Here is a 25,759-nt window from a genome sequence, read left to right on the forward strand (position 1 = left end):
AAATAAACACATGAAAAGTAAGATTAACGCCGTACAATTGTTCCATGAGTCTTTTGGACTGGGTGTCTCTCAAGAAATGCGTGCCGATTTGGGCCAAACAAAAAACCAACTCCGTTTCAACTTAATGGACGAGGAGAATAAGGAATATTTGGAAGCCGCCACAAACAATGACCTTGTCGAGGTGGCCGATGCCCTTGGGGACATGCTGTATATTCTTTGCGGAACCATTTTGGAACATGGAATGCAGTACAAGATTGAGGAGGTCTTTAACGAAATCCAGCGCAGTAACATGAGCAAGCTGGGGGAGGACGGTAAACCTATTTACCGGGAAGACGGTAAGGTGCTAAAAGGTCCCAACTATTTTAAACCGGACATCGCCTCAATTCTGGACAAATAAAAAAGGGCTTTTGAGCCCTTTTTTGTTAGATGTTGACTTTGTAGCGCCATCCGTATTTGTCTTCGGATTTATTGTACTGTATGTCCGTAATCAATTTTTTCAATTTGGTGGCATAACTGTTTTCCAGTTCCGGAAGGTCATAATCCGTTCCTTTGTAGCCAAAGGCGGCAATGGGTGAAATTACGGCGGCCGTACCCGCCCCGAACATTTCCTTCAAGGAGCCGTCCTTGGCAGCATTGACCACTTCGGTAACGGTAATTTTCCGTACTTCGGTGGGAATATTGTGATCCTTAGCAATTTCCAAAATACTTTTTCTGGTGATGCCGTCCAAGATTCTATCGCTCGTTGGCCCCGTTATCAAGGTGTCGTTAATGCGAACAAAAATGTTCATGGCTCCGGCCTCCTCAATAAACTCGTGTTCCGTATCGTCCGTCCAAATAACCTGATTGTACCCTTTTTCAATGGCCAATTGGGTAGGGTAGAACTGTCCCGCGTAATTTCCTCCGGCCTTGGCAAATCCCACGCCACCATTGGCGGAACGTGAATAGGTCTGTTCTATCAATACCTTAACTTTTCCGGAAAAGTACGATCCCGAGGGAGCGCAGGCAATGATGAATTTATATTCATCCGCAGGAGAGGCATGAAAGCCGTTACCCGATGCGAACATAAATGGCCTTATATAAAGGGACGAACCTTCCTGGGTTGGAATGAAGTCGCTATCCAGCTGTAACAAAGTGGTCAGGCCTTCCATGAAAATATCTTCGGGCAATTCTGGTATGGCAAGCCGTTTCGCCGAAATGTTAAGCCGTTTTTGGTTCTCCAAGGGTCTAAAAAGAAATATATCGCCCTTGTCATCCTTATATGCTTTCATGCCTTCAAAAATTGCCTGTCCATAGTGGAACACCTTTGCCGAGGGGTCCAATGCAATGGATTGATAGGGCATGATTTTAGGTGCCTGCCAAGCCCCGTTCCTGTAATCACATACCAACATATGATCCGTGTATACGGACCCGAACTTTAAATTGTCAAAATCGACTTGGTCTATTTTTGAGATCTTTGCCTTCTCAATACTAATAGTTACGTTTTTAGTTTCTACGCTCATTCCAAAATATGCTTTAGTAGGTTAAAATTAATCAAATATCCGCATGGCAACTTCTTTTTTAGCCTAAAAATGAGCAGTTTTGCAGCAGGATATTAATTTTTAAACATTATGAAAGGTTTTAACATTTTGCTTGTGTTTTTATTGATGGGTTTTTGCGTCTTTGCTCAGGAAAAAGCATCAAAATCAGATAAGGCGAACGTTTTTGGGGCGTGGGTCGATGAAACGAACGTGGGAACCTCCAATGATATGATGTCGCTTTATGACGGGTTAAGTGCCAATGATACGCTGACTACCAAGTTTGTGGGGAAGGTAAAGGAAGTGTGCCAGGCAAAGGGTTGTTGGATGAAGGTGGAGCTTTCCAATGGGAACGAGGCCATGGTACGATTTAAGGATTATGGTTTTTTTGTGCCAAGGGATATCGCCGGAAAGAATGTTGTAGTCGATGGACTTGCGTTTGTAGAAGAAATGAGCGTGGAAGAACAAAAACACTATGCAAAGGATGCCGGTGCCAACGAAGAGGAACTCTCCAAGATTACTACGCCCAAAAAAACCTATGGGTTTGAGGCCAGTGGTGTACTTATCAAAAACTAGTATTGGAAAGGGAAATTGTTGTAACGGGCGATGGTTCAAAGACCATCCAAATAAAGGACTGGAACGAACAGTACCATTCCAAGCATGGAGCCATACAGGAGGCGTACCATGTCTTTATAAGTAACGGTCTGGAATTATTTGAAAACCAAGGGCTTACTATTTTGGAAATAGGCTTCGGGACGGGACTCAATGCTTTTATCACGCTCCTTGAAGCGCCCAAAAGAGAACTAAGGGTGCGTTATACCGGAGTGGAGGCCTATCCTGTTTTGAAAACCGAAATCGGTCAATTGAATTATGTAGAGGAGCTAGCGGCAATGGAACATCGGGAGGAATTTGAAAAATTGCACAGTTGTACTTGGGAAGAGAACACTTCTATAACGCCTAATTTTTCGCTGCTGAAAGCCCAAATGGATTTTAAGGAAATCCAATATTCGGCAGAATTCGATTTGATCTATTTTGATGCTTTCGGAGCTCGGGTTCAACCAGAACTGTGGACATTGGAAATTTTCAATAAAATGTTCAAAGCCCTCAAAAATAAGGGTGTACTAGTAACCTATGCTGCAAAAGGCAGTGTTAGACGGGCCATGCAGGAAGTAGGTTTTCAGGTGGAGCGTCTTCCAGGACCTCCAGGAAAAAGGGAAATGCTTAGGGCGAGAAAGTTGTGATTAGGAGAGGTCGTACAGTTAATTTGTCTTAAAAACCAACCTTCTTTGTTAAATCGAAATTAAAGCGACCATCGGCCTTTGGGGAAAACAATATCTTTGAAATATGAAGGTATTAATAACAGGAGCGACAGGATTGGTTGGAACGGAATTGGTATCTCAATGTCATGCCAAAGGTTATGATGTACACTACTTGACCACAAGCAAGGACAAAATGGAATCTGCTTCCAACCTGAAAGGTTTTTATTGGAATCCCGGCAACGGTGAAATCGATATTCGATGTTTTAACGGCGTATCGGCCATCATTAATTTGGCCGGTGCGAGCATTTCTAAAAGATGGACTCCTAGTTACAAAAAAATAATTCTCAACAGCCGGATAGATTCCCTTGCCACGCTGTACAAGGCACTCGAAAAACTTCCGGATCATAGCATATCCGCGTTGATAACGGCTTCTGCCATAGGTATTTATCCAAATTCACTCTCCAATTATTATGAGGAAAGCGAGCCTCTAGTAGACGATAGTTTTCTTGGGGAAGTCGTAGCTGCCTGGGAAGAAAAGGCCAATGAATTTAAAAATCTAGGCTTGCTGGTTTCTAAGGTCAGGATAGGTTTGGTGTTGTCAGTTAAAGGGGGCGCCTTGCCCCAAATGGCGAAACCGGTCAAATATTATGTGGGTGCTGCCTTTGGTACCGGACAACAATGGCAATCTTGGATTCACCTATCGGACTTGGGAAGAATTTTTCTCTTTGCCATGGAAAATGAATTGGAAGGAACTTTTAATGGGGTATCACCAAATCCGGTTACGAACACTCGATTGGTAAAGGAGATTGCCCAAGTTTTGAATCGGCCTTTGTTTTTACCCAACATACCTGAATTTGTGATAAAGGCTATACTTGGCGAGATGAGTTATATTCTTTTTGCGAGTCAACGGGTGAGTAGTAAAAAAATAGAGGAAGAAGGGTTTATTTTCGAATATCAGAATGTATGTTCGGCATTGGAAAATATCTATAATGGAAAGGAGTCCAACTCAAAGATATCCAATGATATATACAAGGAATATGCGTCATAAACAACATACTGCAACCATACATAAAATTCAAATCCGCTTTTGGCGGATTTTTTTATAAAGTTTGGTGACATTTTGACATTTTTAAAGATTTGGCAGTACTTTTGCCGACTCAAATCCAGAGATTAAACAAGAATTGAATATGAGCAAGAAAAATAAGACCAAACATATAGAAGAAGAACTGTCCCAAGAGCAAGTGCTGGAGCAAGAAATGGAAAATGAGGAGGGGCAGGCGGAGGAAACATCTGAAGAGGAAGTGGAAATGACCGAAGAAGAACGTCTAAAAGAGGAACTGGGAAAGGAAAAGGACAAGTTTTTGAGGCTTTTTGCTGAATTCGAGAATTATAAGAGAAGAACTTCAAAAGAACGTATGGAGCTCTTCAAAACCGCAGGACAGGAAGTAATCGTTTCACTTTTGCCAGTAATGGATGACTTTGACAGGGCCTTGAAAGAGCTTTCAAAATCTGAAGATACGGAAATGTTCAAGGGCGTGGAACTTATAAAGGTAAAGTTCAGGGAAACCTTGAAATCCAAAGGTCTGCAGGAAGTGGAAGTTGCCGTGGGCGATACTTTTGATGCAGAAATACATGAGGCCATTACCCAAATACCGGCACCTGAAGAGACTATGAAAGGAAAAATCATCGATGTCATAGAAAAGGGTTTCAAGTTGGGCGATAGGATAATAAGGCATCCAAAAGTGGTTGTTGGAAACTAATTGAATAGTATGAAGGAAGATTATTATGATATACTTGGTGTGAGCAAAAGTGCCTCTGCTGCTGAGATTAAAAAGGCATATCGGAAGAAGGCACTTCAATACCATCCTGATAAAAATCCGGGGGATAGCAAAGCGGAGGAGATGTTCAAGAAGTCGGCCGAAGCCTATGAGGTATTGAGCGACCCCAATAAAAAGGCTAAATACGACCAATTTGGTCACGCGGCCTTTGAAGGCGGTGGCTTTGGAGGTGGCGGTATGAACATGGACGACATCTTCAGCCAATTCGGTGATATTTTTGGCAGTGCCTTTGGTGGCGGCGGATTTAGTGGCTTTGGCGGTTTTGGAGGCGGTGGTCAGCGAAGGGTAAAAGGCAGCAACCTACGCATACGGGTTAAGCTTACCTTGGAGGAAGTAGCGAATGGTGTAGAGAAGAAAGTCAAGGTCAGAAGAAAGATTCAGGCCGAAGGCGTCACCTATAAAACATGTTCCACCTGTAATGGGCGCGGACAGGTCACAAAGATCCAAAACACCATATTGGGAAGGATGCAGACGGCCGCTACCTGTAGTACCTGTGGTGGAAGTGGACAGATTTTGGATGGAAAACCGGGGGATGCGGATGCACAGGGACTGAAAATATCGGAAGAGACCGTATCCATAAATATTCCGGCCGGTGTGGAAGAAGGAATGCAATTAAAGGTTCCGGGGAAAGGAAATGAGGCACCAGGAAACGGTATTCCCGGGGATTTGTTAGTGGCCATAGAAACACAGGAGCACGAGACCTTGAAGCGGGAAGGCGATAATCTGCATTACGACCTTTACATTAGTATAGCCGATGCCATTTTGGGTACTTCCAAGGAAATAGATGCCGTTGGCGGTAAAGTACGGATTAAATTGGAACCTGGAATACAGTCCGGAAAAATCCTAAGATTGCGTGGAAAGGGTATCTCCAGTCTTAACGGTTATGGTAGTGGGGACCTTTTGGTGCACGTGAACGTTTGGACCCCAAAAGAATTGAACAAAGAGCAACGGGAGTTCTTTGAACGTATGCAGGGCAATGAGAACTTTGAACCGAAACCAGAAAAATCGGACAAGTCGTTCTTTGAAAAAGTCAAGGATATGTTCTCTTAATCGTCAAAATATTTGCTGTTTAAATAAAAAACGTATATTTGAAACAATATTGGGAGACCAATATTAATTTTCTTTTTCATAGCAATTTTTTTCCCATCCTTGATTCTATTGAGGGTGGGTTTTGTTTTTAGGACAATTTGAAGTACTGGTTGCAGAAAATTTTCAGAAATACTTTCAAGGGAAAAATTTCAGTAAATAGTCTAGGGAACCGTTATGAGGAGCAGACTAATGGTCATTGTGCAAGCCATCCAAAAAAAATAGAACCACTGATTTTCTTTCAATGAAATCATGATGTGGCGTGGAAGAACATTTGATTTTTTCATGGATACAAACAATCCAGCCCCAATACTAGTATTAAAAATCCATCATTTGGTACCACATGAAAACAATTCAATATCTTTGAACAAATTGCTTGCATGAATCATATTTTGGTCGCAAATAAGGTCTCCAAAAGGTATGGCGACCATACTGCTTTGCAAAATGTTTCCATAGAAATTCCCAAAAACAGTATTTATGGCCTGCTGGGTCCCAATGGGGCAGGCAAGACTACCTTGATACGCATTATCAATCAGATTACCTATCCAGACCAGGGTGAGGTATTATTTGAGGGGGAACCGTTAAGAAGCGAACATATTGCCCAAATTGGATATCTCCCGGAGGAGCGTGGGCTCTATAAAAGCATGAAAGTAGGGGAGCAGGCGCTGTATTTGGCCCAGCTAAAAGGGTTGTCCAAAAACGACGCAAAACAGCGGTTAAAATATTGGTTTGAAAGGCTGGATATTGGCAACTGGTGGAACAAGAAAATCCAGGAACTGTCCAAAGGAATGGCACAAAAGATACAGTTTATAGTAACCGTACTCCATGAGCCCAAACTTTTGATTTTTGATGAACCCTTTAGCGGATTCGACCCTATAAACGCCAATATTATAAAGGACGAAATCCTTCAGTTGAAGGAAAACGGGACATCGATTATTTTTTCCACCCATAGAATGGAATCCGTTGAGGAACTATGTGAACATATTGCGCTGATCCATAGATCCGAGAAAATTTTGGACGGTAAATTATCCGATATCAAACAGGCGTTCAAAAAGAATATTTTCAAAGTGGCTGTCGATACTACGGCTCCATCGGGATTATTGGACCAATTGAAAAATAGTTTTACCATATTGGATTCGGCTACCTCGCAAGGGCAACTGGATTTTTCGGTACAACTGGTAAACGGAACCTCCAATGAGTTGTTGAACTTTTTAGGAACACAGGGTACCATAAAAAGTTTCACGGAAACGATTCCGTCCGCTAACGAGATATTCATTAGAACCGTAGCAAAACAAGGTGTTATAGATGAGTAAGCTTTCATTGATAATAAAAAGGGAATACTTCGCAAAGGTTAGGAACAAGTCCTTTGTGATCATGACGTTCCTAAGCCCTTTTTTAATGGTGGGAATGATCGTACTTATCGCATATCTTACAAAGCTCAATGACAACGAAAAAAGAATAATCGCGGTACTGAACGAAAGCGATTTTTTTGCCAATGAGTTTATAACCTCGGAAAGTACATCCTTTGTAAAGTTTAGGGATATCACTTTGCAGGAGGCAAAGGACTCCACCTTGAACATGGGGTATTATGGATTGGTGTATCTGCCTAATGAATCCGACCTGGAAAAAGTGAGCCAGCGTTCGTTTTTTTACAGTAAGGATGCACCTAGCACCACCACCCTAGAGCGATTGGAGCGTATTTTCAAGGAGCGCCTCAAACAGGAAAGACTAAGGGAATTTGGTATTTCGGCCAGTGAATATGCGGAAATGGACAGTACGTATGAACTGAACATCTCAACCTTTGATGGGGAACACAACCTAAAGGGGATCAACGAGATAAAGGCTATAATTGGTGGGGGTTTTGGTTATTTGATTATGATGTTCATTATAATCTACGGTGGCTTTGTTATGCGCAGTGTCATAGAGGAGAAGACGAGTCGGATTATTGAGGTTATCATTTCTTCGGTAAAACCATTTCAGTTGATGCTCGGCAAAATTATTGGGACCTCTTTGGCGGGTATAACACAATTTGGTATTTGGATTGTATCAGGGGGTGTTTTGTTGATAGTGTCCATGGCCATATTTAATATTGACCCGGCCGATCTTTCCAGTCACGGGTCGGGACCTGGAATGGGCGCTGCCCAAAATCCCATCATGGCCTCCGCAGATTCTGATATGATATTATACGCCCAAGAGATTATGGACATACCCTGGGTTCTTTTGGTCTTCTTTTTTCTGATTTATTTTATTTTGGGTTATTTGATCTATAGTTCCATTTATGCGGCCATAGGAGCCGCGGTGGACAATGAAACCGATACCCAACAGTTTATTTTTCCAATAATCCTGCCTTTGATGTTGGCTATTTATGTCGGCTTCTTTTCGGTTTTTAGTAATCCGCATGGACCCATTGCCGTTGGTTTTTCGTTATTTCCGCTGACTTCGCCCATAGTCATGTTAATGCGGCTGCCGGGAGGCATCGGGGAAGGAGGGGTTCCCATTTGGCAGTTGGTATCGTCCATTTTGATATTAATATTTACCTTTATTGGTATCGTTTGGCTGGCCGCCAAAATATACAGGGTAGGAATCCTTATGTACGGAAAGAAGCCCAGTTATAAAGAATTGCTTAAATGGCTTAAATATTGATAATGGCCCAAGAGGAAAAAGAAAAAATTAAGGAGATTATTGAAGAGGATATCTGGGGTTCCATAAAGGAATTTCTGGACCTTGGGTTTCATTATACCTCCGGGGATAAATCAATTCAGGTTACTGTTGGTCTACTGCTATTGTTGACAGTAGCATTTTTGGTTACCAGTTTTGTATTGCAATGGGTCCGTAAGTTTTTCACCAGAAAAATGGAGACCGATGATAAGCTGAAGTTTATCAGTATTTTCAAATTTATAAAGTATGTCGTTTATATCGTGGTGATATTGTTTACCATGAGCGCCGCAGGAATAGACATTACCATACTTATAACAGCCTCTGCAGCCTTGTTTGTTGGTTTGGGACTTGCTTTGCAAGAACTCTTTCAGGATATCATTGGGGGAATTTTTATTATTGTGGATAAATCGCTTAGGGTAGGTGATATTATAGAGGTGGATGGAAAAGTAGGTAAGGTTTTTGAGATAAAACTGCGAACCACTAGGGCCATTACAAGGGACGATAAAATCATCATCATTCCCAACCACCATTTTATTAGTGATATCGTTTTCAACTATACCCAAAACCACAAGACGACAAGGGAAAGTGTAAAAGTTGGCGTTGCCTACGGTAGCGATGTCCAATTGGTCACTAGTATTTTGGAGGGCCTGGTAAAGGAGCAAAGAGGTGTACTTAAAAGTCCAAAACCCTTCGTTATTTTTGAGGATTTTGGGGATTCAGCCTTGCTTTTTTCCCTTAACTTTTTCATCAGCGATAGTTTTTCAGATCCACGGACAAAAAGTGAATTGCGCTACAAAATAGATGCGGCATTTAGAAAGAATAACGTGACCATACCCTTTCCTCAAAGGGATGTACATATTTTTCAGCAAACCCCTTTTCAACATAGTAATGTCCAACTAGATAGTAAGGAATGATGGGCAAAAATAAGTGGGCCCTATTTTTAGGAATCATGGTACATTTGACATTTTGGAGTCAGACACCAGATGTATTTCGGGCGGAGTATATGCTAATGCCGGAGAACAGCGGCGGTGTGGAGACGGCCAGGGTCAAATTATTGGCGAACGTTCCAATTCCGGTACGAAATAAAGAGGATTTTATCGTTTTGGGAAGCGAGTACAATCGGTATAATTTTGAAGTGCCGGACACCCTATTTCCAAATGCCGGGGACTTAAGAAAACTACATGTCTTTGATTTGAATTTCGCCTATGTCTACAAAGTATCGGAAGAATGGCGCATGGTTGGTGTGGTCACCCCCAGGTGGTCCTCCAATTTTGTGGAAGAGCTGCAGGAGGACGATTTCAACATAAACTATACGGTAGGGGCCTATCAGGATAAAAAAAAGATAGAAAAACCGTTCCGTTTGGTTTTGGGGGTTTCCTATAATTCAAACTCGCCAGTGCAGATACCTTTGCCTGTATTATATTATGAGAAACGTTTTCACCCCAGTTGGTCCTATGTTTTGGGAGTGCCAAAAACGGGTATGAAATATTTTACGCCCAAGGGCCATTTTTTTCAGACAGAACTGTTCGTTGATGGCTATTATGTGAATATCCAGAACAATATTCTGTTATCAAATAATATTTTGTCTACGGACGTTTCCTATACGGCACTATTATTGACATTGGGTTACCAGTATAAGATAACCAAGGATATGTCCGTTTACTTGGTTGGAGGGTATTCACTTTTTCAAAATGGAGCCCTTAGGGATAGCGATAGAAAGGATATTTTTACACTGAACGATGATGCCGGATTGTATTTTAGGACCGGATTTAGAATAGGAATTTAAAAATTAGTAGTATGTCAAGGATTTTAGTGATTGAAGATGAAGCGGCCATTAGAAGGGTATTGGTAAAAATACTCTCCGAAGAAAGTGATAGTTATATGGTAGAGGAGGCCGAAGACGGTTTAAAAGGATTGGAAACCATTAAAAACAATGACTATGACCTAGTACTTTGCGACATTAAGATGCCAAAAATGGACGGTGTTGAAGTCCTGGAGTCCGCCCGAAAAATAAAACCAGAAATTCCATTTATAATGATTTCCGGTCATGGGGATTTGGATACGGCCGTGAATACGATGCGCCTAGGCGCCTTCGATTATATTTCAAAACCCCCCGATTTAAACAGATTGTTGACCACCGTTAGAAATGCCTTGGATAGAAAGGATTTGGTTGCCGAAAATAAGATTCTAAAGAAAAAAGTCAGCAAAAACTATGAGATGGTAGGGGAGAGCCAAGAGATTTCCGCTATTAAGGAAATAATAGAAAAAGTGGCCCCGACCGATGCACGCGTGCTTATTACCGGCTCCAATGGAACGGGCAAGGAACTTGTGGCACACTGGCTACACGAAAAAAGTAGCAGGAGCAAGGCGCCGTTAATTGAGGTGAACTGTGCCGCTATCCCATCTGAATTGATAGAGAGCGAACTTTTTGGCCATGTTAAAGGGGCATTTACCTCTGCTGTAAAGGATCGGGCGGGGAAATTCGAGGCTGCGAACAAAGGAACCATATTTCTTGATGAAATTGGGGACATGAGCCTTTCCGCACAGGCAAAGGTTCTTAGGGTCTTGCAGGAAAATAAGATTTCTAGGGTAGGAACGGATAAGGATATCAAAGTGGACGTAAGGGTCCTGGCGGCCACCAACAAAAATCTACAAAAGGAAATTGAGGAAGGAAAGTTTCGGGAAGACCTTTACCACAGGCTAGCGGTTATTTTGATCAAGGTGCCTAGCCTAAATGATAGAAGGGAGGATATTCCCTTGTTGATTGAGCATTTTTCTCAAAAAATTACGGACGAGCAAGGTATGTCGCGCAAGACTTTTTCCAAAAACGCCATCGAACTTCTAAAGGCCTATGATTGGACCGGAAATATCCGTGAACTACGGAACGTTGTAGAAAGGCTAATTATTCTGGGTGGTGCCGAAGTTTCGGAAGAAGATGTGAAACTTTTTGCCAGTAAATAATCCAACTAGTTCGAATCACGGATTACGCTACTTTTTGTGTTCGGTTTTTTAGTGTTTGGAGCTCCTATTTTGCCAATATTAAGTATCTTCTTGGGTTGTTTTCACATAAATTTAGGTTTCACAGCAGTGCGAAATCCAAGTTTTTAGGTAATGGAAGGTTTTACCTTCCATAGCAATCGCGAAGCTTCTCCAAAGCATTTACAGTAATTTCCTTAGTTCTAAGGTAATAGTACTTTTTACCTTCGGTCAGGTTTTCCATCAATAACTGGTTTTCACATTGCTCGATGATGTTTTGCGCAAAACTACTGGCCTCCTTGCAGTTGATCGTTTCCACTACAGTATTAATCGATTTTCGGTATTTTTCCAGGGACTGGTCAATTTCCTTATAAATAGGACTAATGGACTGTTCCGTTTCTGCATTGTTCTGGTTGTCCTTAGAATTTTGGGATTGTGTCTTTGCCAAGGTTTCCCGCTTTTGTTCTATATGGTACTCATGTTCTGAAAGGGCATTCAATCCTTTCATGATGCTCTCTAAAGACACTAATAGTAGATCCTTGGCTTTGAACAGTTCTTCTTGTTTTGTTGCCAGTTTTAGGTTTTCAACACCTTTCGCCAAATCTTTTTGGGCGTGTTCGCAACCACAGTTGGATAGTTTTTTATCGGTTTTTTGAATGGCACTTATGGCCTTATAAACATGGTACTTTACAAGATTTATATCTGAGATTTCCAATGCCTTTTCCGTTTGCGTTTTGGCAAATTCGATATTGGCTCCGGCATATTCACATTCCCTAAGATTACCAAAGGAATTAAAGGAAATAAAGCATACTACAAGTATGAGGATTGTGTAGGTTTTGTTCATTCGATTAAGTTTGGTCGTAAAATTTGGGACTTTTACAAAGTTAAAGGTACATCGGGAGGCTGTCAAAAGCATTATTTTTTCGATAGGAGAGCTAAGTTGTTCGTTCAATAGTCCATTGGTTCAGTTTTTAGGTAGAACAGGCTTTTTTTTTAAAACCGATTCCCACTTCACCGATTAATATTCTATATTTCGGCATGGATTATATAAATACTGAAAAATACAGGGTACATGAAAGTATCCAAATTTCAAAAGTTCCCAGTTTTGAGGACTTTGGAAAAACCGATAAACAATTAAAAAAAGATCTTAGTAAGGTCAGGAGGGAATTGGGCGAATTTCAGGACATCCTTTATGCCCATAACAAATATAGTGTACTTATTTGTCTTCAAGGAATGGATACCGCTGGAAAGGATAGTTTGGTAAGGGAAGTGTTCAAGGATTTCAATGTAAGGGGCGTACATGTACATAGTTTTAAGGTTCCCACAGAATTGGAGTTGGATCATAATTATTTATGGCGACATTATTTGGTATTACCGGCCAAAGGAAAATTCGGGGTATTCAATAGGACACATTATGAAAATGTACTTGTCACCAGGGTCCATCCGGAATATATACTCAATGAACGTATTCCCGGTATCCACAATGTTGATGATATCGACCAAAAGTTTTGGGACAAAAGGTTTGAGCAGATTAATAATTTTGAACGCCATCTACACGAAAACGGCACAATCATCTTCAAGTTCTTTTTACACCTCTCCAAAGAGGAACAGCGTCAGCGATTGTTGCGAAGATTGGCACATAGAGAGAAACATTGGAAGTTTTCCCCGGGGGACCTTAAGGAACGTAAATTATGGGACAAGTACCAATATTGTTACGAAGAGGCCATAAACAATACCACTAAAGAGCACGCACCTTGGTATACGATACCTGCGGACAGCAAAAAGGCCGCTAGGGTGATCGTAGCCAGTATTTTGCTGGAAAGGTTAAAAAAATACAAAGATATCAAGGAGCCCACACTGGAAGCTGAAATAATGGCTAATTTAGACGACTATGAAAACCAACTTCGCAGTGAAAAGAACGATTAAGTTAGGTGTTCTTTGCCTATTTTTTGTACAGATTGGATGGTCGCAACCTTCAGACCAAGAACAATTAAAAAACATCTACGATGCCGCTTTGACCAAGGGGAAATCCTACGATTGGCTGAATTATCTTTCCAATCAAATCGGTGGGCGGCTGTCCGGTTCCATCCAGGCCCAACAGGCTGTCAATTATACAAAGCAAGAACTGGATTCACTGGGATTGGACAGGGTTTGGTTACAGCCTGTCATGGTGCCAAAATGGGTGCGGGGAATACCGGAGTTCGCCTATTTTGAAACATCCCCGGGGGTTACTACGAACGTTCCCCTTACCGCACTTGGCGGATCGGTGGCAACCCCTCCAAATGGCGTTAAGTCGGAAATTGTTGAGGTAAAGGGCCTTGACGAATTGGCGGTTTTGGGAGCGTCTAAGATCAAGGGCAAGATCGTTTTTTATAATCGTCCCATGGATCCCACATTGATAAACACCTTCGCAGCGTATTCCGGGTGTGTGGACCAACGCTATGCGGGCGCCATGGAAGCAGCTAAATATGGGGCAATAGGTATAATAGTCAGATCCATGAACCTTAGATTGGATGATTACCCTCATACAGGCTCCATGAGCTATGGCGATTTGCCTGAGGACAAAAGAATACCAGCGGCCGCCATTAGTACGAATGCGGCCGAATTGTTGAGCGCCACGTTACAATTGGACCCCAAGACCAAATTTTTCTTCAAACAGAACTGTAAACTGTTCCCAGATGTGGAGTCCTACAATGTCATAGGTGAAATAAAAGGAAGCACCCATCCGGATGAAATTATTGTGGTAGGGGGACATTTGGATTCTTGGGATTTGGGCGACGGTTCGCACGACGACGGCGCCGGTTGCGTACAAAGCATGGAAGTTCTTCAGCTATTTAAGCAGATAGGGTATAAACCAAAACGGACAATCCGGGTCGTGCTGTTCATGAACGAGGAAAATGGCCTACGTGGAGGAAACGAATATGCAAAGGTAGCGATGGAAAAGAACGAAAATCACATTTTTGGTTTGGAGAGCGATGCCGGAGGATTTACCCCAAGGGGCTTTTCCTTTGATGGTCCCGACTCCAGTTTTGAAAAAATCATGGGCTGGAAGGACCTCTTTGAGCCCTATTTGGTCCATTTGTTTGAAAAGGGCGGAAGCGGGGCGGATATTGGCCCCTTGAAAAATGAACGAATAACACTTGCAGGCCTTAGACCCGATTCCCAACGATATTTCGATTACCACCACGCGGAAAACGATACGTTTGAACAAGTCAACAAACGGGAATTGGAGCTTGGTGCCGCCACCATGGCAAGTTTGGTTTATCTCGTTGATACCCATGGTCTAAATCCCTAATGGAAAGTTGGATTAGGGAACTAGGCTCCAATATATACTTTTAACTACCTTTGCACCTCATTAAAAACTAGTAAAATGGAAGACGGATTATACGCAAAATTCAATACCACAAAAGGTGAAATATTGGTAAAGTTGACCTATGACAAAACACCCGGTACCGTAGGGAATTTTGTAGCCTTGGCCGAAGGTAAGAAGAAAAACAAGGTGAAAGATTTGGGCGAACCTTACTATGATGGTTTAAAATTCCATAGGGTAATCCCAGATTTTATGATTCAGGGTGGGTGCCCTTTGGGAACCGGAACCGGTGATGCCGGATATAAGTTCGATGACGAGTTCCATCCAGAATTGAAACATAATGGCCCAGGAGTACTTTCCATGGCCAATGCCGGACCCGGCACCAATGGCAGCCAATTCTTTATAACACATGTTCCAACGCCGTGGTTGGATGGCAAACATACCGTTTTTGGTCATGTTGCCAGTGGACAGGAAGTAGTGGATGCCATTTCACAAGGGGATACCATGGATTCCGTGGAGATTGTAAGAGTAGGAGAAAAGGCAAAGGTATGGAATGCCGTGGAGGCATTTGAAAAATTTGAAACTACAAAAGTGGAGCGTCTGGCAGCTGCAAAAGCCGCCCAAAAGGCTGCATTGGACAAAATTGCCGCTGGCTTTGATGAAACCGACTCCGGTTTGAGGTACAAGTTGATACAAAATGGAGACGGGCCAAAGGCTGAAAAAGGGAAGAAGGTATCCGTACATTATGAAGGGGCTTTGGTAGACGGGCAAGTGTTCGATTCATCGTACAAGAGAAATTCGCCCATAGATTTTCAATTGGGAGTAGGTCAGGTAATCCCAGGTTGGGATGAAGGTATCGGCTTACTGCGCGTTGGTGACAAGGCTCGTTTTGTTATACCATCGGATTTGGCCTATGGAAGTGCCGGTGCAGGGGGTGTCATACCTCCGGATGCAACCTTGATTTTTGATGTGGAGTTGATGAAGGTCGGATAAATTAAAAATCGGACTAAAAACAAAAAACACCTCGGAATCTCCGGGGTGTTCTTATTTTGTCCTTAGATAACTTGATATCAGCAAAATAGCATTGAACAATATCAAAAGAAATATTATTGCCAGAAATGTTTTCATGTAACATTAGGGGTCAAAAGTTCAACAAATAGTATTCATTATCAATTGAACAACAATTTGCGTTTTCAAAACCCTACGTAAAAATCAGGGAATTTTAATTTTTTTTCCTTCGCAGGCTAGTTGCCAACATGGCAATATTTACAAAAATCAAAACGAGAAGAACTCCAAGAAAAGTATTCATAGGTCAGTTTTTAAAGTGGGGAAACTGAGATGCTTTATCTATAGACTCAAATATGTAGAATGGTTGCGTGTTTATATCAAAAAAAATAAAAGCCCGAACAAATGGTTCGGGCTTTTTAGAACTATAAAAAAGATAATTTGTAACCTAGTCAATAACTTTCACATTAACGGCATTCAATCCTTTTTTACCTTGTTGTAGTTCAAATTCTACAACATCACCTTCACGAACTTCATCGATTAAGCCAGAAATGTGTACAAAATGATCTGTGTTTGAACCATCTTCAGTGATGAAACCATAACCTTTGGAATCGTTGAAGAATTTTACTGTTCCTTTACTCATAATAGAAAAATTAATTTAATTAAAGCGCGAAGATAGCGTTTAATTATTTATCAGATAGCTTTTTACCAAGTTATCTTATCATTATCTTTTTTTAACTTCTAAGTCAAGGTCACATAATTTAGGATAATTATGTCGTTGGGTCTGGAGTCATCCTTAGGTAGGGTTTGATTTCTTCCACCCCTTTGGTGAACATTCCTTTGGCCTCTTCGGTAGGAATTGCCGGACTCACCACCACGTCATTCCCATGTTCCCAATTGGCAGGTGTTGCTACTTTATGGTAGGCTGTAAGTTGTAAAGAGTCGACGACTCGCAACAATTCATAAAAATTTCTTCCCGTTGATGCCGGATAGGTCAAGGTAAGTTTAACGGTTTTGTCCGGAGCTATAATAAATACGGACCGTACTGTAAGATTATTGTCGGCATTAGGGTGTATCATATCATAGAGTGTTGAAACTTTTTTGTCCTCGTCCGCTATAATCGGAAAATTGACCGTTGTATTTTGAACCTCATTGATATCCTTTATCCACTCGTTATGGGAAGCGGCCCCATCCACACTTAACGCTAGCATTTTTACGTTGCGTTTATCGAACTCAGGTTTAAAATTTGCTGCAGTACCCAATTCAGTGGTACATACAGGTGTAAAATCTGCAGGATGTGAAAAAAGGATTCCCCAACTATCCCCTAAATAGTCATAAAGGTTTATAGTTCCCATGGAACTATCTGCTGTAAAATCAGGTGCTTTGTCACCTAAACGTATTGCTGCCATTTTATATCATTTTTAATTACTCTATAAAATTACTAGATTAATAATGGTTGAGTAGGGATTTATGGTTAAAACTCTATTAAATTTTTGTTGTACGAGATAGATGGAAAATTTACTGCCTCCTTTTACAAAGAAGGCGTGGGAAGGGCGTTCAAATCAGAACTACATTTTTTGAGAATTTTTATGTGGTCTGCGTTTATGTTTTCTACATTTATGTCATGGAAAACTTAGAAGAACTGCGCTATCCCATAGGACATTTTACTTGTCCTAAAACCATTTCCAAGGAACTTAGGGATTCTTGGATCAAGGAACTGGAAATTCTACCCCAAAAGCTCCGGGCCTTGGTGACTCCCTTACATGAGGAGCAGTTGGATACGTCCTATAGGCCCCAAGGGTGGACAGTAAGACAATTGGTCCATCATATCGCCGATAGCCATCACCATAGCTACACCCGATTTAAATGGGCGCTATCCGAAGACGCACCTTTAATAAAGGCCTACGAAGAAAAATCCTGGAGCAATCTGTTCGATGCCAAAACAGCTCCGGTATCACTTTCCCTGAGCTATTTGGACGCCTTGCACGCCAAACTGGTTTATCTCTTAAAAGGATTGGATGAAGCCCAATACGAGAGTTTTTACCTTCATCCTGATGGCAACGTAAAAGTCACCGTTGCCCAGAACATCGGAAAGTATGCCTGGCATGGAAACCATCATTTAGCCCATATCCAGAATTTGATAGTTAGAAAGGGATGGTAATTTAGATACCTTTCATTAAAACGTACATGGGTTTTTCCTCTTCAATCACATTCTCAAAGGGTACTTGGCTATTGGAGACAATGGTGAAATTATTGGCAAGGTAAAACGAAAGTGCTGGGCCTTTTTGCATGGATTCCAGGAATATGGCTTTTTTAGAAAGTTTTTTGGCGATTCCAACGATAAATTGAATGCATTTAGCGCCTATACCTTTGCCCGAATACTCCTTAAGAATATAGATTTTATCCAAATAAAGCGCATCGGATTCTATATAGGTCATCATTTTTTTATCAAAGGTAATTTTTAAAATACCTACATAAGTGTCTTCCAACTGAATCAGGTATAATTGGGTATTCGTATCCAATTCCTCTTTGTCCAACACCGGTTTGGTGAAACTATATTGAATATAGGTCGATGTGTCCCCGTTTGGCCATAAATGTCGGTAATGTTGGTTATAGGCCCGCGTACCTATTTGTATATACGTTTGGTAGAGATTAGGGACCAGCTCAACAAACTTTAGGCTATCTGTTATGTGCATACGAATTTAAATGAAACACAAAATTGGACAATCAGTTCACCTTCCATTTAATGTTACATCCAATACTGGGTTTTTGAAGTTCGTCCACTTTGGTTCCGTTAATGACAGCATCCATAGCATTGGATAAGTCTTTTCCAGTAAGAGGAACGCCATTCTCTGGCCTGGAATCGTCCAATTGTCCTCTATATACCAGTGATAAATCCTGGTCGAACAAATAAAAGTCGGGTGTACAGGCAGCGTCAAAGGATTTGGCGACATCTTGGGTTTCATCGTACAAATAGGGAAAAGGATAGCCTTCTTCCTTGGCCTTTACCGTCATAAGTTCCGGCGCATCCTGCGGATAATTTTTTATATCATTACTTGAAATGGCGATAAACCCAATTCCTTTTCTTTGATAGTCTTTGGCAAGCTCTGTTATTTTTGGATTTACATGGATTACAAAGGGACAATGGTTACAGATGAACATGATTACGGTTCCTTTTTCACCTTTCAGTTGTTCAAGACTTTTCGTTTCTCCCGATACGGTATCCAAAAGACTAAATTCAGGGGCTTTTGTGCCTAATTTCAACATATTACTTGGTGTTCTGGCCATGACAAACTTTTTTTCAAAGTTATAAAATCTTAAAATGTTGCGAATGGCATATTCTATTGGTAACTTATAGAAACTTAAAATCAGCACATGGAAAAATCATATATATCACTATCAGAAGCCATAAATGACTTAAAAAAGGAGGGGTATACGGAGGACTTTAATCTTTGCGATGCCGGTATAGAGAATAAGGCAAAAAAGAGAATCCACAAGGCTGTGGACCTCAATGTTGTCAAATACTATAGATTTGAGGGTGAGACCAATCCAGACGATAGCACCATTCTTTATGCTATAGAAACCAGCAACGGAGGAAAAGGACTCTTGGTAGATGCCTATGGCGTTTATGCGGGAAATGTTTCTAGGGAAATGATAGAAAAGCTCAGGATTCAATAGATATATCCTTAAAAAGGGAAATCTAGCTTTTTAACGCTATTTTAGTATATTGCTGTCTTGTCCGCTAAGCGGATTGATTTTAATCTTTATTACTTGACAGAAGCTACACTGGATAGTGTCCAAATAAATTTCGATAATGAGGCCCTTTGGCTCATGAACATTGTGTTGGCCTTGGTGATGTTTGGGATTGCTCTTGAAATATCGTTAAAGGACTTTAGACAATTATGGGTGAATCCCAAGCCTGTATTCGTAGGGGTTGCAAGTCAGTTCCTTCTTTTGCCAATAATTACGTTTTTATTGGTTTTCCTTTTAAAACCGTACCCAAGTGTGGCTTTGGGCATGTTTATGGTCGCGGCTTGCCCAGGAGGTAATATTTCCAACTACATTACCCATTTAGGAGGCGGCAATACGGCATTATCGGTTTGTCTTACGGCCATCGCTACGCTATTGGCCATAATCATGACACCTCTCAATTTGGAATTTTGGGGTTCTTTATATGGACCTACTTCTTCCATACTCAATTCCGTGGCGATAGCACCTTTTGAAATGGTCAAACTGGTGGCCTTTTTATTGGGTATTCCCTTACTCCTTGGTATGGGTCTGAATCATTGGAAACCGCTCCTTGCGTTACGTATGGCCAAATTTTTTAAGGTATTTTCCCTTGTGTTCTTTATTTTTTTGGTCTTCTTGGCCTTGTTCAATAATATTGATGTCTTTTTAGAGTATGTTCTTTACATTTTTTGGCTTGTGCTGCTCCACAATTTACTGGCTTTTATGGGAGGATATGGCATTGCGAAGGCCTTTAATTTGGACACTCAAAATACAAGGTCTATTACTATCGAAACCGGAATTCAGAATTCAGGGCTTGGATTACTGTTGATATTCACTTTTTTTGAAGGTTTGGGCGGGATGGCTATTTTAGCGGCTTTTTGGGGAATTTGGCATATGGTTTCCGGTTTGCTCCTGGCCACTTTCTGGAACATGAGACCCATAAAAGATAAAAACTTGCATGAAGAACCTTCTTTATAATTTGGTAAAGGTCTATATAAAAACCGGCCTTCATTCATATCATAAAAAAATAGTAGTTTTTGGTCTTGAAAATGTACCCTTGGACAAACCGGTCATGTTTCTGCCCAATCATCAAAGTGCCCTTATGGATGTTTTGTTGATTGCGGTGGACTGTAATCGGAAACCCTATTTTTTGACTCGTGCGGATGTATTTGGAAAGCCCTTGTTGAATAAAATATTCAAGTTCTTTCAAATGATTCCTGTGTACCGAATCCGTGACGGCAGGAGTTCCCTGAGTAAAAACGATGAAGTCTTTGACAAATGTTCCCAAATTTTGGGGCAGGGAAAGGCACTGGTAATGTTCCCGGAAGCAAACCATAACCTTAAAAGAAGGGTTCGGCCCCTGAGCAAGGGATTCACAAGAATTGTTTTTAGGGCCTTACAACAGCATCCGGAAATCGATTTGCAGATTGTTCCCGTGGGTCTGAATTATTTGGATGCGACCGGTTTTCCGGATTCCGTAGCGGTTTATTATGGAACGTCCATTAGCGCCAGGTCCTTATACGAAGAAGCGGATATCCAGAAATCCGAAAAAAGGACAAAATCTGCCGTTTCAAATGCCCTAAAAAAACTTACCACACATATTGCATCCGAAGAGGATTATGATACGATTCTGGAATATTTGGCAAGTAAAAAAATATCCTTTTTGAGGCCCAAGAAGGTCAATCAAGAAGTTTCAAAATTTGAATTAACAGTAATACCATGCGGTCAAACTTCAATTTCGAAACGAGGGCTCAATATCTTCAAGGTGCTAATTGCCCTTATTAATTTCCCTATATGGCTTTTATGGAAATTCATTATGAAACCTAAGGTATGGGAGGCCGAGTTTACCGCTACTTTGCGTTACGCAACGGCGCAAGTGGGCTTTACGGTCTATTTCCTAGTTTTATTTTTGGTTATTTCCTTTTTGGTGAATGTAAAACTTGGTCTTTTGATCGTAGGAGGAATTTTTTTACTGAACAGGATACTGGTTAAGTTCGCTTAAATGTTTTTGGAAAACGAACTAAAATAAATACGACCCTTAATAAGGGTCGTATTTATTTTTCTGAAGAAGTGTTTAAATGTCGTCAAAACTTACATCCGTAAAACTGCCACTTGAACTTGAATCGTTGGCAGTACTTGTTTCCTCATCCTCCTTCTTAAAATCCTTTTGATGTCTTTCAGAGATAACCTCCTGTCCCTTTTCATCGATGATAAAATCCATCATTTCCTCGACATTTTCCTTAAAGGCTTCAAAATCTTCTTTGTACAGGTAAATCTTGTGTTTCTTGTAGTGGAAGGAACCATCGTCATGTGTAAATTTCTTACTTTCCGTAATCGTTAGATAATAGTCGCCGGCTTTCGTGCTTCGTACATCAAAAAAGTACGTTCTTCTACCTGCTCTTAAAACTTTAGAGTGAATTTCCTCTTGATCCATTAAATCTCTTTCGCTCATTTCCTAATTATATTCTATGGTTAGTCTATCAAAAATGGAAAAAAAATAGTTATTCGGCAACAAAATTTTAGTTTTCTTTATCCGATAGCTGGTTCTTATAAAGCTCTTGGTAATAGCCATGTACCGCGTTTAATTCGTCATGCGTTCCTTCTTGAACCAGCCTGCCATCATCCAAGACCAAGATTTTATCGGCGTTCTTTGCAGATGAAACCCTGTGACTTACAATTAGGGTAGTCTTTTCCTTGGAAACTTTTTTCAGGTTGGTGAGGATTTCTTCCTCCGTTTCAGTATCCACGGCCGAAAGGCAATCATCGAACAAATAAATCTTTGGGTTTTTCAATAGGGCCCTTGCTATGGAAACCCGTTGCTTTTGGCCACCGCTCAAAGTGATTCCCCGTTCCCCCAAAACTGTATCATATTTTTTGGAAAACCCCATGATGTTCTCATGTACGACCGCATCCTTTGCAATGGAAATGATTTCCTCGTCCGTTGCGTCCACTCTTCCGAATTTGATGTTGTTCTTGATGCTATCGGAAAACAAAAAGGCATCTTGGGGAACGGCACCGATCGCCTGTCTTAAACTGGTAGTGTCATAGACTTGGATAGGCTTCCCGTCTATTTGTATTTCCCCGGATGAGACATCGTATAATCGGGCTACCAAATCCAAAATTGTAGATTTTCCGGAGCCTGTTTTACCTAAAATTGCAATGGTTTCTCCTGGATTTATAGTAAAAGATACTTGCTTCAAGGCATTGATTTCGGTATCCTCGTACGTAAAACTGACATCCTTGAACTCTATTTTGCCTGCAACATTTTTGAGTTCCAGACTTCCATTTTTCAATTCGGATTTTTGGTTCAAAAACTCGTTGATTCTTTTCTGACTGGCTTCGGCAGTTTGCACAATGGATGTAAGCCATCCCACGATGGCCACTGGCCACGTAAGCATATTGACGTAAAGAATGAATTCAGCAATAAGTCCTACACCAATTTTCCCGTTCAAATACTGTACACCACCTATATATATAACAAGAATATTGCTTATGCCAATTAGCAGAATCATTAGCGGAAAGAACCATGCGTTGACACGTGCCAAGCTCATACTTTTGTCCTTGCCCTCGTTAGCCAGGACCTTTAATTCTTGATTGGTCTGTGGCTCCAAGGTATAGGCCTTTATGACGGAAACCCCTGAAAACGTCTCTTGGGTAAATGTGGAGAGGCTGGATAGATATTGCTGAACAATGGTGCTTCTTTTGTGGATTACCTTACTGATTTTATAAATAAGTACGGACAATATGGGTAGCGGTAGTAGTGTGTAGGCCGCCAGGGTAGGTGCCTTAATGAACATGAGTGGTACCAGGCATACGAACAGCGTTAGCGTCTGAATACCATACATGATAGCGGGTCCTGCATACATGCGAACCTGATTTACATCTTCGCTGATACGGTTCATCAAATCACCGGTCCTGTTCTTTTTATAAAAGTTGAGGCTTAGCTTTTGGTAATGGTCAAAAATCTCATTTTTAAGGTCAAATTCTATATAACGGGATACGTTGATGATGGTTTGCCGCATTAAAAACGTGAAAAAACCGGATAAAAGAGCGGCGCCCACGATTATTAAGATATACTCCAAAAGCAAGGAGGTGGCCTCCGTTTTGGGGAGTTTAGCGTCCAAAAACTGCTCTACCACGGTAATTATCTTGTTCACATAGGAAGGCATCACCAATTGAAATACCCTTGCGATGATGGTGATAAGAATCCCCACGAAGAGTTTAAGCCAGTATTTTTTAAAGTATTTGTTGAGGTGCCTAAGTTCCTTCATGAAGTGTTTGGGTCGTAGTTTTAAGTTTTCAAAGATAGGTTTTTTGACCACGATTCAACTGTTATATAATTCCTAAGTTGGGCTAGTATTTAATTAAAGGGCATCCCAATTGACAGAATCTAGGTATTGCATTGGAATTTAGGAAAAGGAAAGTTGTAAAATTAGCTTCAAATGGTTTGGTTGCGACTTAAATAGATCCGTACTTTTGCCCAGAAATTATTCATCAATACAAAAGTTCTTTACATGCTTACAAGAAGGCATATTAGGGTAAAAGTGATGCAGTGCATTTACGCCCTTATCCAATCCAAGGATGATTCACTTCAAAAACAGGAGAAATTTTTAGCGGTAAGCATAGAGAATACCTACACACTTTATCTGCTTTGGCTAAGTCTTTTAATCGAGATTCAACAAAAAGCTTCGGAACAATTGAACCTCTCCTCAAAAAAGTATCTTTCCGATGAAACAGATAATAAGTTTCCCAACAAGTCAAAGTTCGTAAACAACGGATTGCTGCTTCAGATCAAGGATAACGTCTTGGTCAAAGAGGAGCTTTCCAAAAGGAAATTGGACAATTGGTACTTGAACGAGGAATATGTTAGGCTTATTTATAAATCCATCATTGAGAGCGAAATCTATAAGGAATACATGGCAAAACCGGATGGAAGCTATGATCAGGACAAAGACTTTATAATTTCTTTATTCAAGGAGGTGGTCGCACCCAACGACAAGATTTACGATTATTTTGAGGACAATAAACTAACTTGGGTTGACGATTTGCCCATTGTAAATACCTTCTTGGTGAAACAATTTAAAAAGGTAAAACCTAACCAAAACCCTAAATTCTTTCTTCCCAAACTGTTAAAGGATCAGGAGGATATGGACTTTGCCAATAAATTACTGAAAAAGACGTTGTTGAAAAACGAGGTGTTGGAAAAGGAAATCGAGGGCAAGACCCCAAACTGGGATAAAGACCGTATTGCAGATGTCGATTCGATATTATTGAAGATGGCCATTTGCGAACTGCTCAATTTTCCTTCCATTCCGGAGCGTGTCACCATTAATGAGTATTTGGAAATAGCAAAGGAGTATTCCACCCCAAAAAGTAGCATTTTCATAAATGGTATTTTGGACAAGCTCGTGAAAGAATATAAAAAAGAAGGAAAGCTTAATAAAATGGGCCGTGGTCTGTTATAAAAAAATATTTTCTAATTTTGTTTCAATCTAAAAAAAATCAATAATGAAAAAAGTAGTTTTTGCCGCTGGCGTAGTTGCGATGTTCGCATTCACTTCATGTAAGGAAAATGCTTCCAGTAAAATTAAATCCGATAATGTGGCCGAAGCCGCTGTTAGGGACGAGGCCGCCAAGGCAGTTCCGGTTATGACTTTTGAAAAGGCCGAACATGATTTTGGTACCATTGAACAAGGAACGCCTCAGGAGACTTCCTTTAAATTCACCAATACAGGTAACGCCCCCCTAATCATTACTGATGCAAAGAGTAGCTGCGGCTGTACAGTGCCAAACCCACCAAAAGATCCAATTGCACCGGGAGAGTCCAGTGAATTGGTCGTCAAGTTCAACGGGTCAGGACAAAACCAAGTAACAAAAACCATTACGGTTACTGCAAATACAGAAAAAGGTTCTGAACTTTTAAGGATAAAGGCTTTTGTGAATCCAAAAGGGGCCGCTCCGCTTGGACCAGTAAAATAAATTGGATTACATAAATTAAGAATATTTATATGGGTGATATTGGACAGTTTCTTCCAATGATTTTGATTTTTGTGGTAGCTTATTTTTTCATGATAAGACCACAAATGAAGAGACAAAAGGACGAGAAGAAATTTGCTGCGGAGTTAAAACGTGGAGATAGGGTAATTACAAAGAGCGGATTGCACGGTAAGGTCGTTGAATTGAACGATAAGGATTTTTCCTGCATTTTGGAAACAATGGCCGGAAAGCTTAAATTCGACAGGTCTGCCATTTCTATGGAAATGAGCAAAAAGCTAAATGCTCCCGAAAAGAAATAACCTTACCTCATGAATAAATTGAAAAGCACCAAAGAAAAATTGGTGCTTTTTTTTGTTTAAAATTCCTATATTCAAGCAACAAAATAAA

At 40.8% G+C, this 25,759-nt stretch carries 29 protein-coding genes; 21 read left to right on the plus strand and 8 right to left on the minus strand.

Translation table 11 applies throughout. The annotated features are described in order from the left end of the window. The first annotated feature begins 10 nt into the window (after positions 1-10). Positions 11-397 carry a pyrophosphohydrolase domain-containing protein gene (locus FEK29_RS05995; protein WP_138257516.1) on the plus strand — a complete coding sequence of 129 codons (387 nt, stop codon included), beginning with the start codon at positions 11-13 and terminating at the stop codon, positions 395-397. 25 nt (positions 398-422) lie between these two features. On the opposite strand, the gene FEK29_RS06000 is transcribed toward FEK29_RS05995, so the two are convergent. Further along, positions 423-1,499 (minus strand): branched-chain amino acid aminotransferase, encoded by a 1,077-nt coding sequence (locus tag FEK29_RS06000; RefSeq protein ID WP_138257517.1) that lies wholly within the window; start codon positions 1,497-1,499, stop codon positions 423-425. A 108-nt stretch (positions 1,500-1,607) separates the two neighbouring features. On the opposite strand from FEK29_RS06000, the gene FEK29_RS06005 reads away from it, so the two are divergent. From FEK29_RS06005 to FEK29_RS06050, 10 genes are all read left to right on the plus strand, one after another. Further along, entirely contained in the window at positions 1,608-2,090 is a 483-nt protein-coding gene (locus FEK29_RS06005; RefSeq protein ID WP_138257518.1) for a DUF4920 domain-containing protein, read from the plus strand. A gap of 2 nt (positions 2,091-2,092) precedes the next feature. Continuing rightward, on the plus strand, positions 2,093-2,755 hold the full coding sequence (gene mnmD / locus FEK29_RS06010) for a tRNA (5-methylaminomethyl-2-thiouridine)(34)-methyltransferase MnmD (RefSeq protein WP_138257519.1): 663 nt from the start codon (positions 2,093-2,095) through the stop codon (positions 2,753-2,755). A 103-nt stretch (positions 2,756-2,858) separates the two neighbouring features. Then, entirely contained in the window at positions 2,859-3,821 is a 963-nt protein-coding gene (locus tag FEK29_RS06015; protein ID WP_138257520.1) for a TIGR01777 family oxidoreductase, read from the plus strand. 139 nt (positions 3,822-3,960) lie between these two features. Continuing rightward, the gene (locus tag FEK29_RS06020; RefSeq protein ID WP_138257521.1) at positions 3,961-4,533 is read left to right on the plus strand and encodes a nucleotide exchange factor GrpE; all 573 of its coding nucleotides are present in this window, start codon (positions 3,961-3,963) and stop codon (positions 4,531-4,533) included. Between the two features lie 9 nt (positions 4,534-4,542). Continuing rightward, complete coding sequence (dnaJ, locus tag FEK29_RS06025; RefSeq protein ID WP_138257522.1) at positions 4,543-5,661, plus strand: molecular chaperone DnaJ; 1,119 nt, start codon at positions 4,543-4,545, stop codon at positions 5,659-5,661. A gap of 416 nt (positions 5,662-6,077) precedes the next feature. Further along, positions 6,078-7,010, plus strand: a complete 933-nt coding sequence (locus tag FEK29_RS06030) for an ABC transporter ATP-binding protein (protein WP_138257523.1) — start codon at positions 6,078-6,080, stop codon at positions 7,008-7,010. Next, positions 7,003-8,340: an ABC transporter permease gene (locus FEK29_RS06035; protein WP_138257524.1), complete on the plus strand. Its 1,338-nt coding sequence runs from the start codon at positions 7,003-7,005 to the stop codon at positions 8,338-8,340. The genes FEK29_RS06030 and FEK29_RS06035 overlap by 8 nt, the downstream gene beginning before the upstream one ends. Positions 8,341-8,342: 2 nt before the next feature. Next, positions 8,343-9,269 (plus strand): mechanosensitive ion channel family protein, encoded by a 927-nt coding sequence (locus tag FEK29_RS06040; RefSeq protein WP_138257525.1) that lies wholly within the window; start codon positions 8,343-8,345, stop codon positions 9,267-9,269. Further along, positions 9,266-10,141 (plus strand): DUF6268 family outer membrane beta-barrel protein, encoded by an 876-nt coding sequence (locus FEK29_RS06045; RefSeq protein ID WP_138257526.1) that lies wholly within the window; start codon positions 9,266-9,268, stop codon positions 10,139-10,141. Before FEK29_RS06040 ends, FEK29_RS06045 begins: the two co-directional genes overlap by 4 nt. 11 nt (positions 10,142-10,152) lie before the next feature. Next, positions 10,153-11,316 carry a sigma-54-dependent transcriptional regulator gene (locus FEK29_RS06050; RefSeq protein ID WP_138257527.1) on the plus strand — a complete coding sequence of 388 codons (1,164 nt, stop codon included), beginning with the start codon at positions 10,153-10,155 and terminating at the stop codon, positions 11,314-11,316. A 160-nt stretch (positions 11,317-11,476) separates the two neighbouring features. Here the strand turns inward: FEK29_RS06050 and FEK29_RS06055 are convergent, their stop codons facing one another. Next, a complete protein-coding gene (locus tag FEK29_RS06055) occupies positions 11,477-12,175 on the minus strand; it encodes a hypothetical protein (protein WP_138257528.1) in 699 nt (232 codons plus the stop codon). 194 nt (positions 12,176-12,369) lie between these two features. Between FEK29_RS06055 and FEK29_RS06060 the strand changes: the two genes are divergently transcribed. The 3 genes from FEK29_RS06060 to FEK29_RS06070 all read left to right on the plus strand — a co-directional run bounded on the left by FEK29_RS06060 (position 12,370) and on the right by FEK29_RS06070 (position 15,634). Continuing rightward, positions 12,370-13,257 (plus strand): PPK2 family polyphosphate kinase, encoded by an 888-nt coding sequence (locus FEK29_RS06060; protein ID WP_138257529.1) that lies wholly within the window; start codon positions 12,370-12,372, stop codon positions 13,255-13,257. Further along, a complete protein-coding gene (locus FEK29_RS06065) occupies positions 13,223-14,626 on the plus strand; it encodes a M28 family peptidase (protein WP_138257530.1) in 1,404 nt (467 codons plus the stop codon). Before FEK29_RS06060 ends, FEK29_RS06065 begins: the two co-directional genes overlap by 35 nt. A gap of 75 nt (positions 14,627-14,701) precedes the next feature. Next, positions 14,702-15,634 carry a peptidylprolyl isomerase gene (locus tag FEK29_RS06070; RefSeq protein WP_138257531.1) on the plus strand — a complete coding sequence of 311 codons (933 nt, stop codon included), beginning with the start codon at positions 14,702-14,704 and terminating at the stop codon, positions 15,632-15,634. 460 nt (positions 15,635-16,094) lie between these two features. Here FEK29_RS06070 and FEK29_RS06075 read toward each other — a convergent pair whose 3' ends face one another. Then, on the minus strand, positions 16,095-16,289 hold the full coding sequence (locus FEK29_RS06075; RefSeq protein ID WP_138257532.1) for a cold-shock protein: 195 nt from the start codon (positions 16,287-16,289) through the stop codon (positions 16,095-16,097). A 127-nt stretch (positions 16,290-16,416) separates the two neighbouring features. Next, positions 16,417-17,055: a peroxiredoxin gene (locus FEK29_RS06080; RefSeq protein WP_138257533.1), complete on the minus strand. Its 639-nt coding sequence runs from the start codon at positions 17,053-17,055 to the stop codon at positions 16,417-16,419. A gap of 215 nt (positions 17,056-17,270) precedes the next feature. Here FEK29_RS06080 and FEK29_RS06085 point away from each other — a divergent pair, with 215 nt between their 5' ends. After that, entirely contained in the window at positions 17,271-17,807 is a 537-nt protein-coding gene (locus FEK29_RS06085; RefSeq protein WP_138257534.1) for a YfiT family bacillithiol transferase, read from the plus strand. Between the two features lies 1 nt (position 17,808). On the opposite strand, the gene FEK29_RS06090 is transcribed toward FEK29_RS06085, so the two are convergent. After that, entirely contained in the window at positions 17,809-18,342 is a 534-nt protein-coding gene (locus FEK29_RS06090; RefSeq protein ID WP_138257535.1) for a GNAT family N-acetyltransferase, read from the minus strand. 31 nt (positions 18,343-18,373) lie between these two features. Further along, entirely contained in the window at positions 18,374-18,934 is a 561-nt protein-coding gene (locus FEK29_RS06095; protein ID WP_138257536.1) for a thioredoxin family protein, read from the minus strand. Positions 18,935-19,021: 87 nt separating this feature from the next. Here FEK29_RS06095 and FEK29_RS06100 point away from each other — a divergent pair, with 87 nt between their 5' ends. From FEK29_RS06100 to FEK29_RS06110, 3 genes are all read left to right on the plus strand, one after another. Then, entirely contained in the window at positions 19,022-19,324 is a 303-nt protein-coding gene (locus tag FEK29_RS06100) for a phosphoribosylpyrophosphate synthetase (protein WP_138257537.1), read from the plus strand. A gap of 93 nt (positions 19,325-19,417) precedes the next feature. Continuing rightward, positions 19,418-20,353 (plus strand): bile acid:sodium symporter family protein, encoded by a 936-nt coding sequence (locus FEK29_RS06105; RefSeq protein ID WP_240042677.1) that lies wholly within the window; start codon positions 19,418-19,420, stop codon positions 20,351-20,353. Beyond that, complete coding sequence (locus tag FEK29_RS06110) at positions 20,334-21,377, plus strand: lysophospholipid acyltransferase family protein (protein ID WP_138257538.1); 1,044 nt, start codon at positions 20,334-20,336, stop codon at positions 21,375-21,377. Before FEK29_RS06105 ends, FEK29_RS06110 begins: the two co-directional genes overlap by 20 nt. Positions 21,378-21,449: 72 nt before the next feature. On the opposite strand, the gene FEK29_RS06115 is transcribed toward FEK29_RS06110, so the two are convergent. Next, a complete protein-coding gene (locus tag FEK29_RS06115) occupies positions 21,450-21,827 on the minus strand; it encodes a PUR family DNA/RNA-binding protein (RefSeq protein ID WP_138257539.1) in 378 nt (125 codons plus the stop codon). A 67-nt stretch (positions 21,828-21,894) separates the two neighbouring features. Continuing rightward, positions 21,895-23,646 (minus strand): ABC transporter ATP-binding protein, encoded by a 1,752-nt coding sequence (locus tag FEK29_RS06120; RefSeq protein ID WP_138257540.1) that lies wholly within the window; start codon positions 23,644-23,646, stop codon positions 21,895-21,897. 243 nt (positions 23,647-23,889) lie between these two features. Here FEK29_RS06120 and nusB point away from each other — a divergent pair, with 243 nt between their 5' ends. From nusB to yajC, 3 genes are read left to right on the plus strand one after another with little or no spacing between them, the layout of a single operon-like run. Then, positions 23,890-24,840, plus strand: a complete 951-nt coding sequence (gene nusB / locus FEK29_RS06125) for a transcription antitermination factor NusB (RefSeq protein WP_138257541.1) — start codon at positions 23,890-23,892, stop codon at positions 24,838-24,840. A 43-nt stretch (positions 24,841-24,883) separates the two neighbouring features. Further along, a complete protein-coding gene (locus tag FEK29_RS06130) occupies positions 24,884-25,354 on the plus strand; it encodes a DUF1573 domain-containing protein (protein ID WP_138257542.1) in 471 nt (156 codons plus the stop codon). A 29-nt stretch (positions 25,355-25,383) separates the two neighbouring features. Then, positions 25,384-25,671: a preprotein translocase subunit YajC gene (yajC, locus tag FEK29_RS06135; protein ID WP_138257543.1), complete on the plus strand. Its 288-nt coding sequence runs from the start codon at positions 25,384-25,386 to the stop codon at positions 25,669-25,671. Positions 25,672-25,759: the final 88 nt, after the last annotated feature.

Origin of the sequence: Maribacter aurantiacus (assembly GCF_005780245.1) — a bacterium.
Lineage (GTDB): Bacteria > Bacteroidota > Bacteroidia > Flavobacteriales > Flavobacteriaceae > Maribacter > Maribacter flavus.

Excerpts from the sequence above, each read along its gene's own strand:
- FEK29_RS05995 (WP_138257516.1), top strand. The coding sequence starts at position 11 with ATGAAAAGTAAGATTAACGCCGTACAATTGTTCCATGAGTCTTTTGGA.
- FEK29_RS06000 (WP_138257517.1), bottom strand. The coding sequence starts at position 1,499 with ATGAGCGTAGAAACTAAAAACGTAACTATTAGTATTGAGAAGGCAAAG.
- FEK29_RS06005 (WP_138257518.1), top strand. The coding sequence starts at position 1,608 with ATGAAAGGTTTTAACATTTTGCTTGTGTTTTTATTGATGGGTTTTTGC.
- FEK29_RS06015 (WP_138257520.1), top strand. The coding sequence starts at position 2,859 with ATGAAGGTATTAATAACAGGAGCGACAGGATTGGTTGGAACGGAATTG.
- FEK29_RS06020 (WP_138257521.1), top strand. The coding sequence starts at position 3,961 with ATGAGCAAGAAAAATAAGACCAAACATATAGAAGAAGAACTGTCCCAA.
- dnaJ (WP_138257522.1), top strand. The coding sequence starts at position 4,543 with ATGAAGGAAGATTATTATGATATACTTGGTGTGAGCAAAAGTGCCTCT.
- FEK29_RS06030 (WP_138257523.1), top strand. The coding sequence starts at position 6,078 with ATGAATCATATTTTGGTCGCAAATAAGGTCTCCAAAAGGTATGGCGAC.
- FEK29_RS06035 (WP_138257524.1), top strand. The coding sequence starts at position 7,003 with ATGAGTAAGCTTTCATTGATAATAAAAAGGGAATACTTCGCAAAGGTT.
- FEK29_RS06040 (WP_138257525.1), top strand. The coding sequence starts at position 8,343 with ATGGCCCAAGAGGAAAAAGAAAAAATTAAGGAGATTATTGAAGAGGAT.
- FEK29_RS06045 (WP_138257526.1), top strand. The coding sequence starts at position 9,266 with ATGATGGGCAAAAATAAGTGGGCCCTATTTTTAGGAATCATGGTACAT.
- FEK29_RS06050 (WP_138257527.1), top strand. The coding sequence starts at position 10,153 with ATGTCAAGGATTTTAGTGATTGAAGATGAAGCGGCCATTAGAAGGGTA.
- FEK29_RS06055 (WP_138257528.1), bottom strand. The coding sequence starts at position 12,175 with ATGAACAAAACCTACACAATCCTCATACTTGTAGTATGCTTTATTTCC.
- FEK29_RS06060 (WP_138257529.1), top strand. The coding sequence starts at position 12,370 with ATGGATTATATAAATACTGAAAAATACAGGGTACATGAAAGTATCCAA.
- FEK29_RS06065 (WP_138257530.1), top strand. The coding sequence starts at position 13,223 with ATGAAAACCAACTTCGCAGTGAAAAGAACGATTAAGTTAGGTGTTCTT.
- FEK29_RS06070 (WP_138257531.1), top strand. The coding sequence starts at position 14,702 with ATGGAAGACGGATTATACGCAAAATTCAATACCACAAAAGGTGAAATA.
- FEK29_RS06075 (WP_138257532.1), bottom strand. The coding sequence starts at position 16,289 with ATGAGTAAAGGAACAGTAAAATTCTTCAACGATTCCAAAGGTTATGGT.
- FEK29_RS06080 (WP_138257533.1), bottom strand. The coding sequence starts at position 17,055 with ATGGCAGCAATACGTTTAGGTGACAAAGCACCTGATTTTACAGCAGAT.
- FEK29_RS06085 (WP_138257534.1), top strand. The coding sequence starts at position 17,271 with ATGGAAAACTTAGAAGAACTGCGCTATCCCATAGGACATTTTACTTGT.
- FEK29_RS06090 (WP_138257535.1), bottom strand. The coding sequence starts at position 18,342 with ATGCACATAACAGATAGCCTAAAGTTTGTTGAGCTGGTCCCTAATCTC.
- FEK29_RS06095 (WP_138257536.1), bottom strand. The coding sequence starts at position 18,934 with ATGGCCAGAACACCAAGTAATATGTTGAAATTAGGCACAAAAGCCCCT.
- FEK29_RS06100 (WP_138257537.1), top strand. The coding sequence starts at position 19,022 with ATGGAAAAATCATATATATCACTATCAGAAGCCATAAATGACTTAAAA.
- FEK29_RS06110 (WP_138257538.1), top strand. The coding sequence starts at position 20,334 with ATGAAGAACCTTCTTTATAATTTGGTAAAGGTCTATATAAAAACCGGC.
- FEK29_RS06115 (WP_138257539.1), bottom strand. The coding sequence starts at position 21,827 with ATGAGCGAAAGAGATTTAATGGATCAAGAGGAAATTCACTCTAAAGTT.
- FEK29_RS06120 (WP_138257540.1), bottom strand. The coding sequence starts at position 23,646 with ATGAAGGAACTTAGGCACCTCAACAAATACTTTAAAAAATACTGGCTT.
- nusB (WP_138257541.1), top strand. The coding sequence starts at position 23,890 with ATGCTTACAAGAAGGCATATTAGGGTAAAAGTGATGCAGTGCATTTAC.
- FEK29_RS06130 (WP_138257542.1), top strand. The coding sequence starts at position 24,884 with ATGAAAAAAGTAGTTTTTGCCGCTGGCGTAGTTGCGATGTTCGCATTC.
- yajC (WP_138257543.1), top strand. The coding sequence starts at position 25,384 with ATGGGTGATATTGGACAGTTTCTTCCAATGATTTTGATTTTTGTGGTA.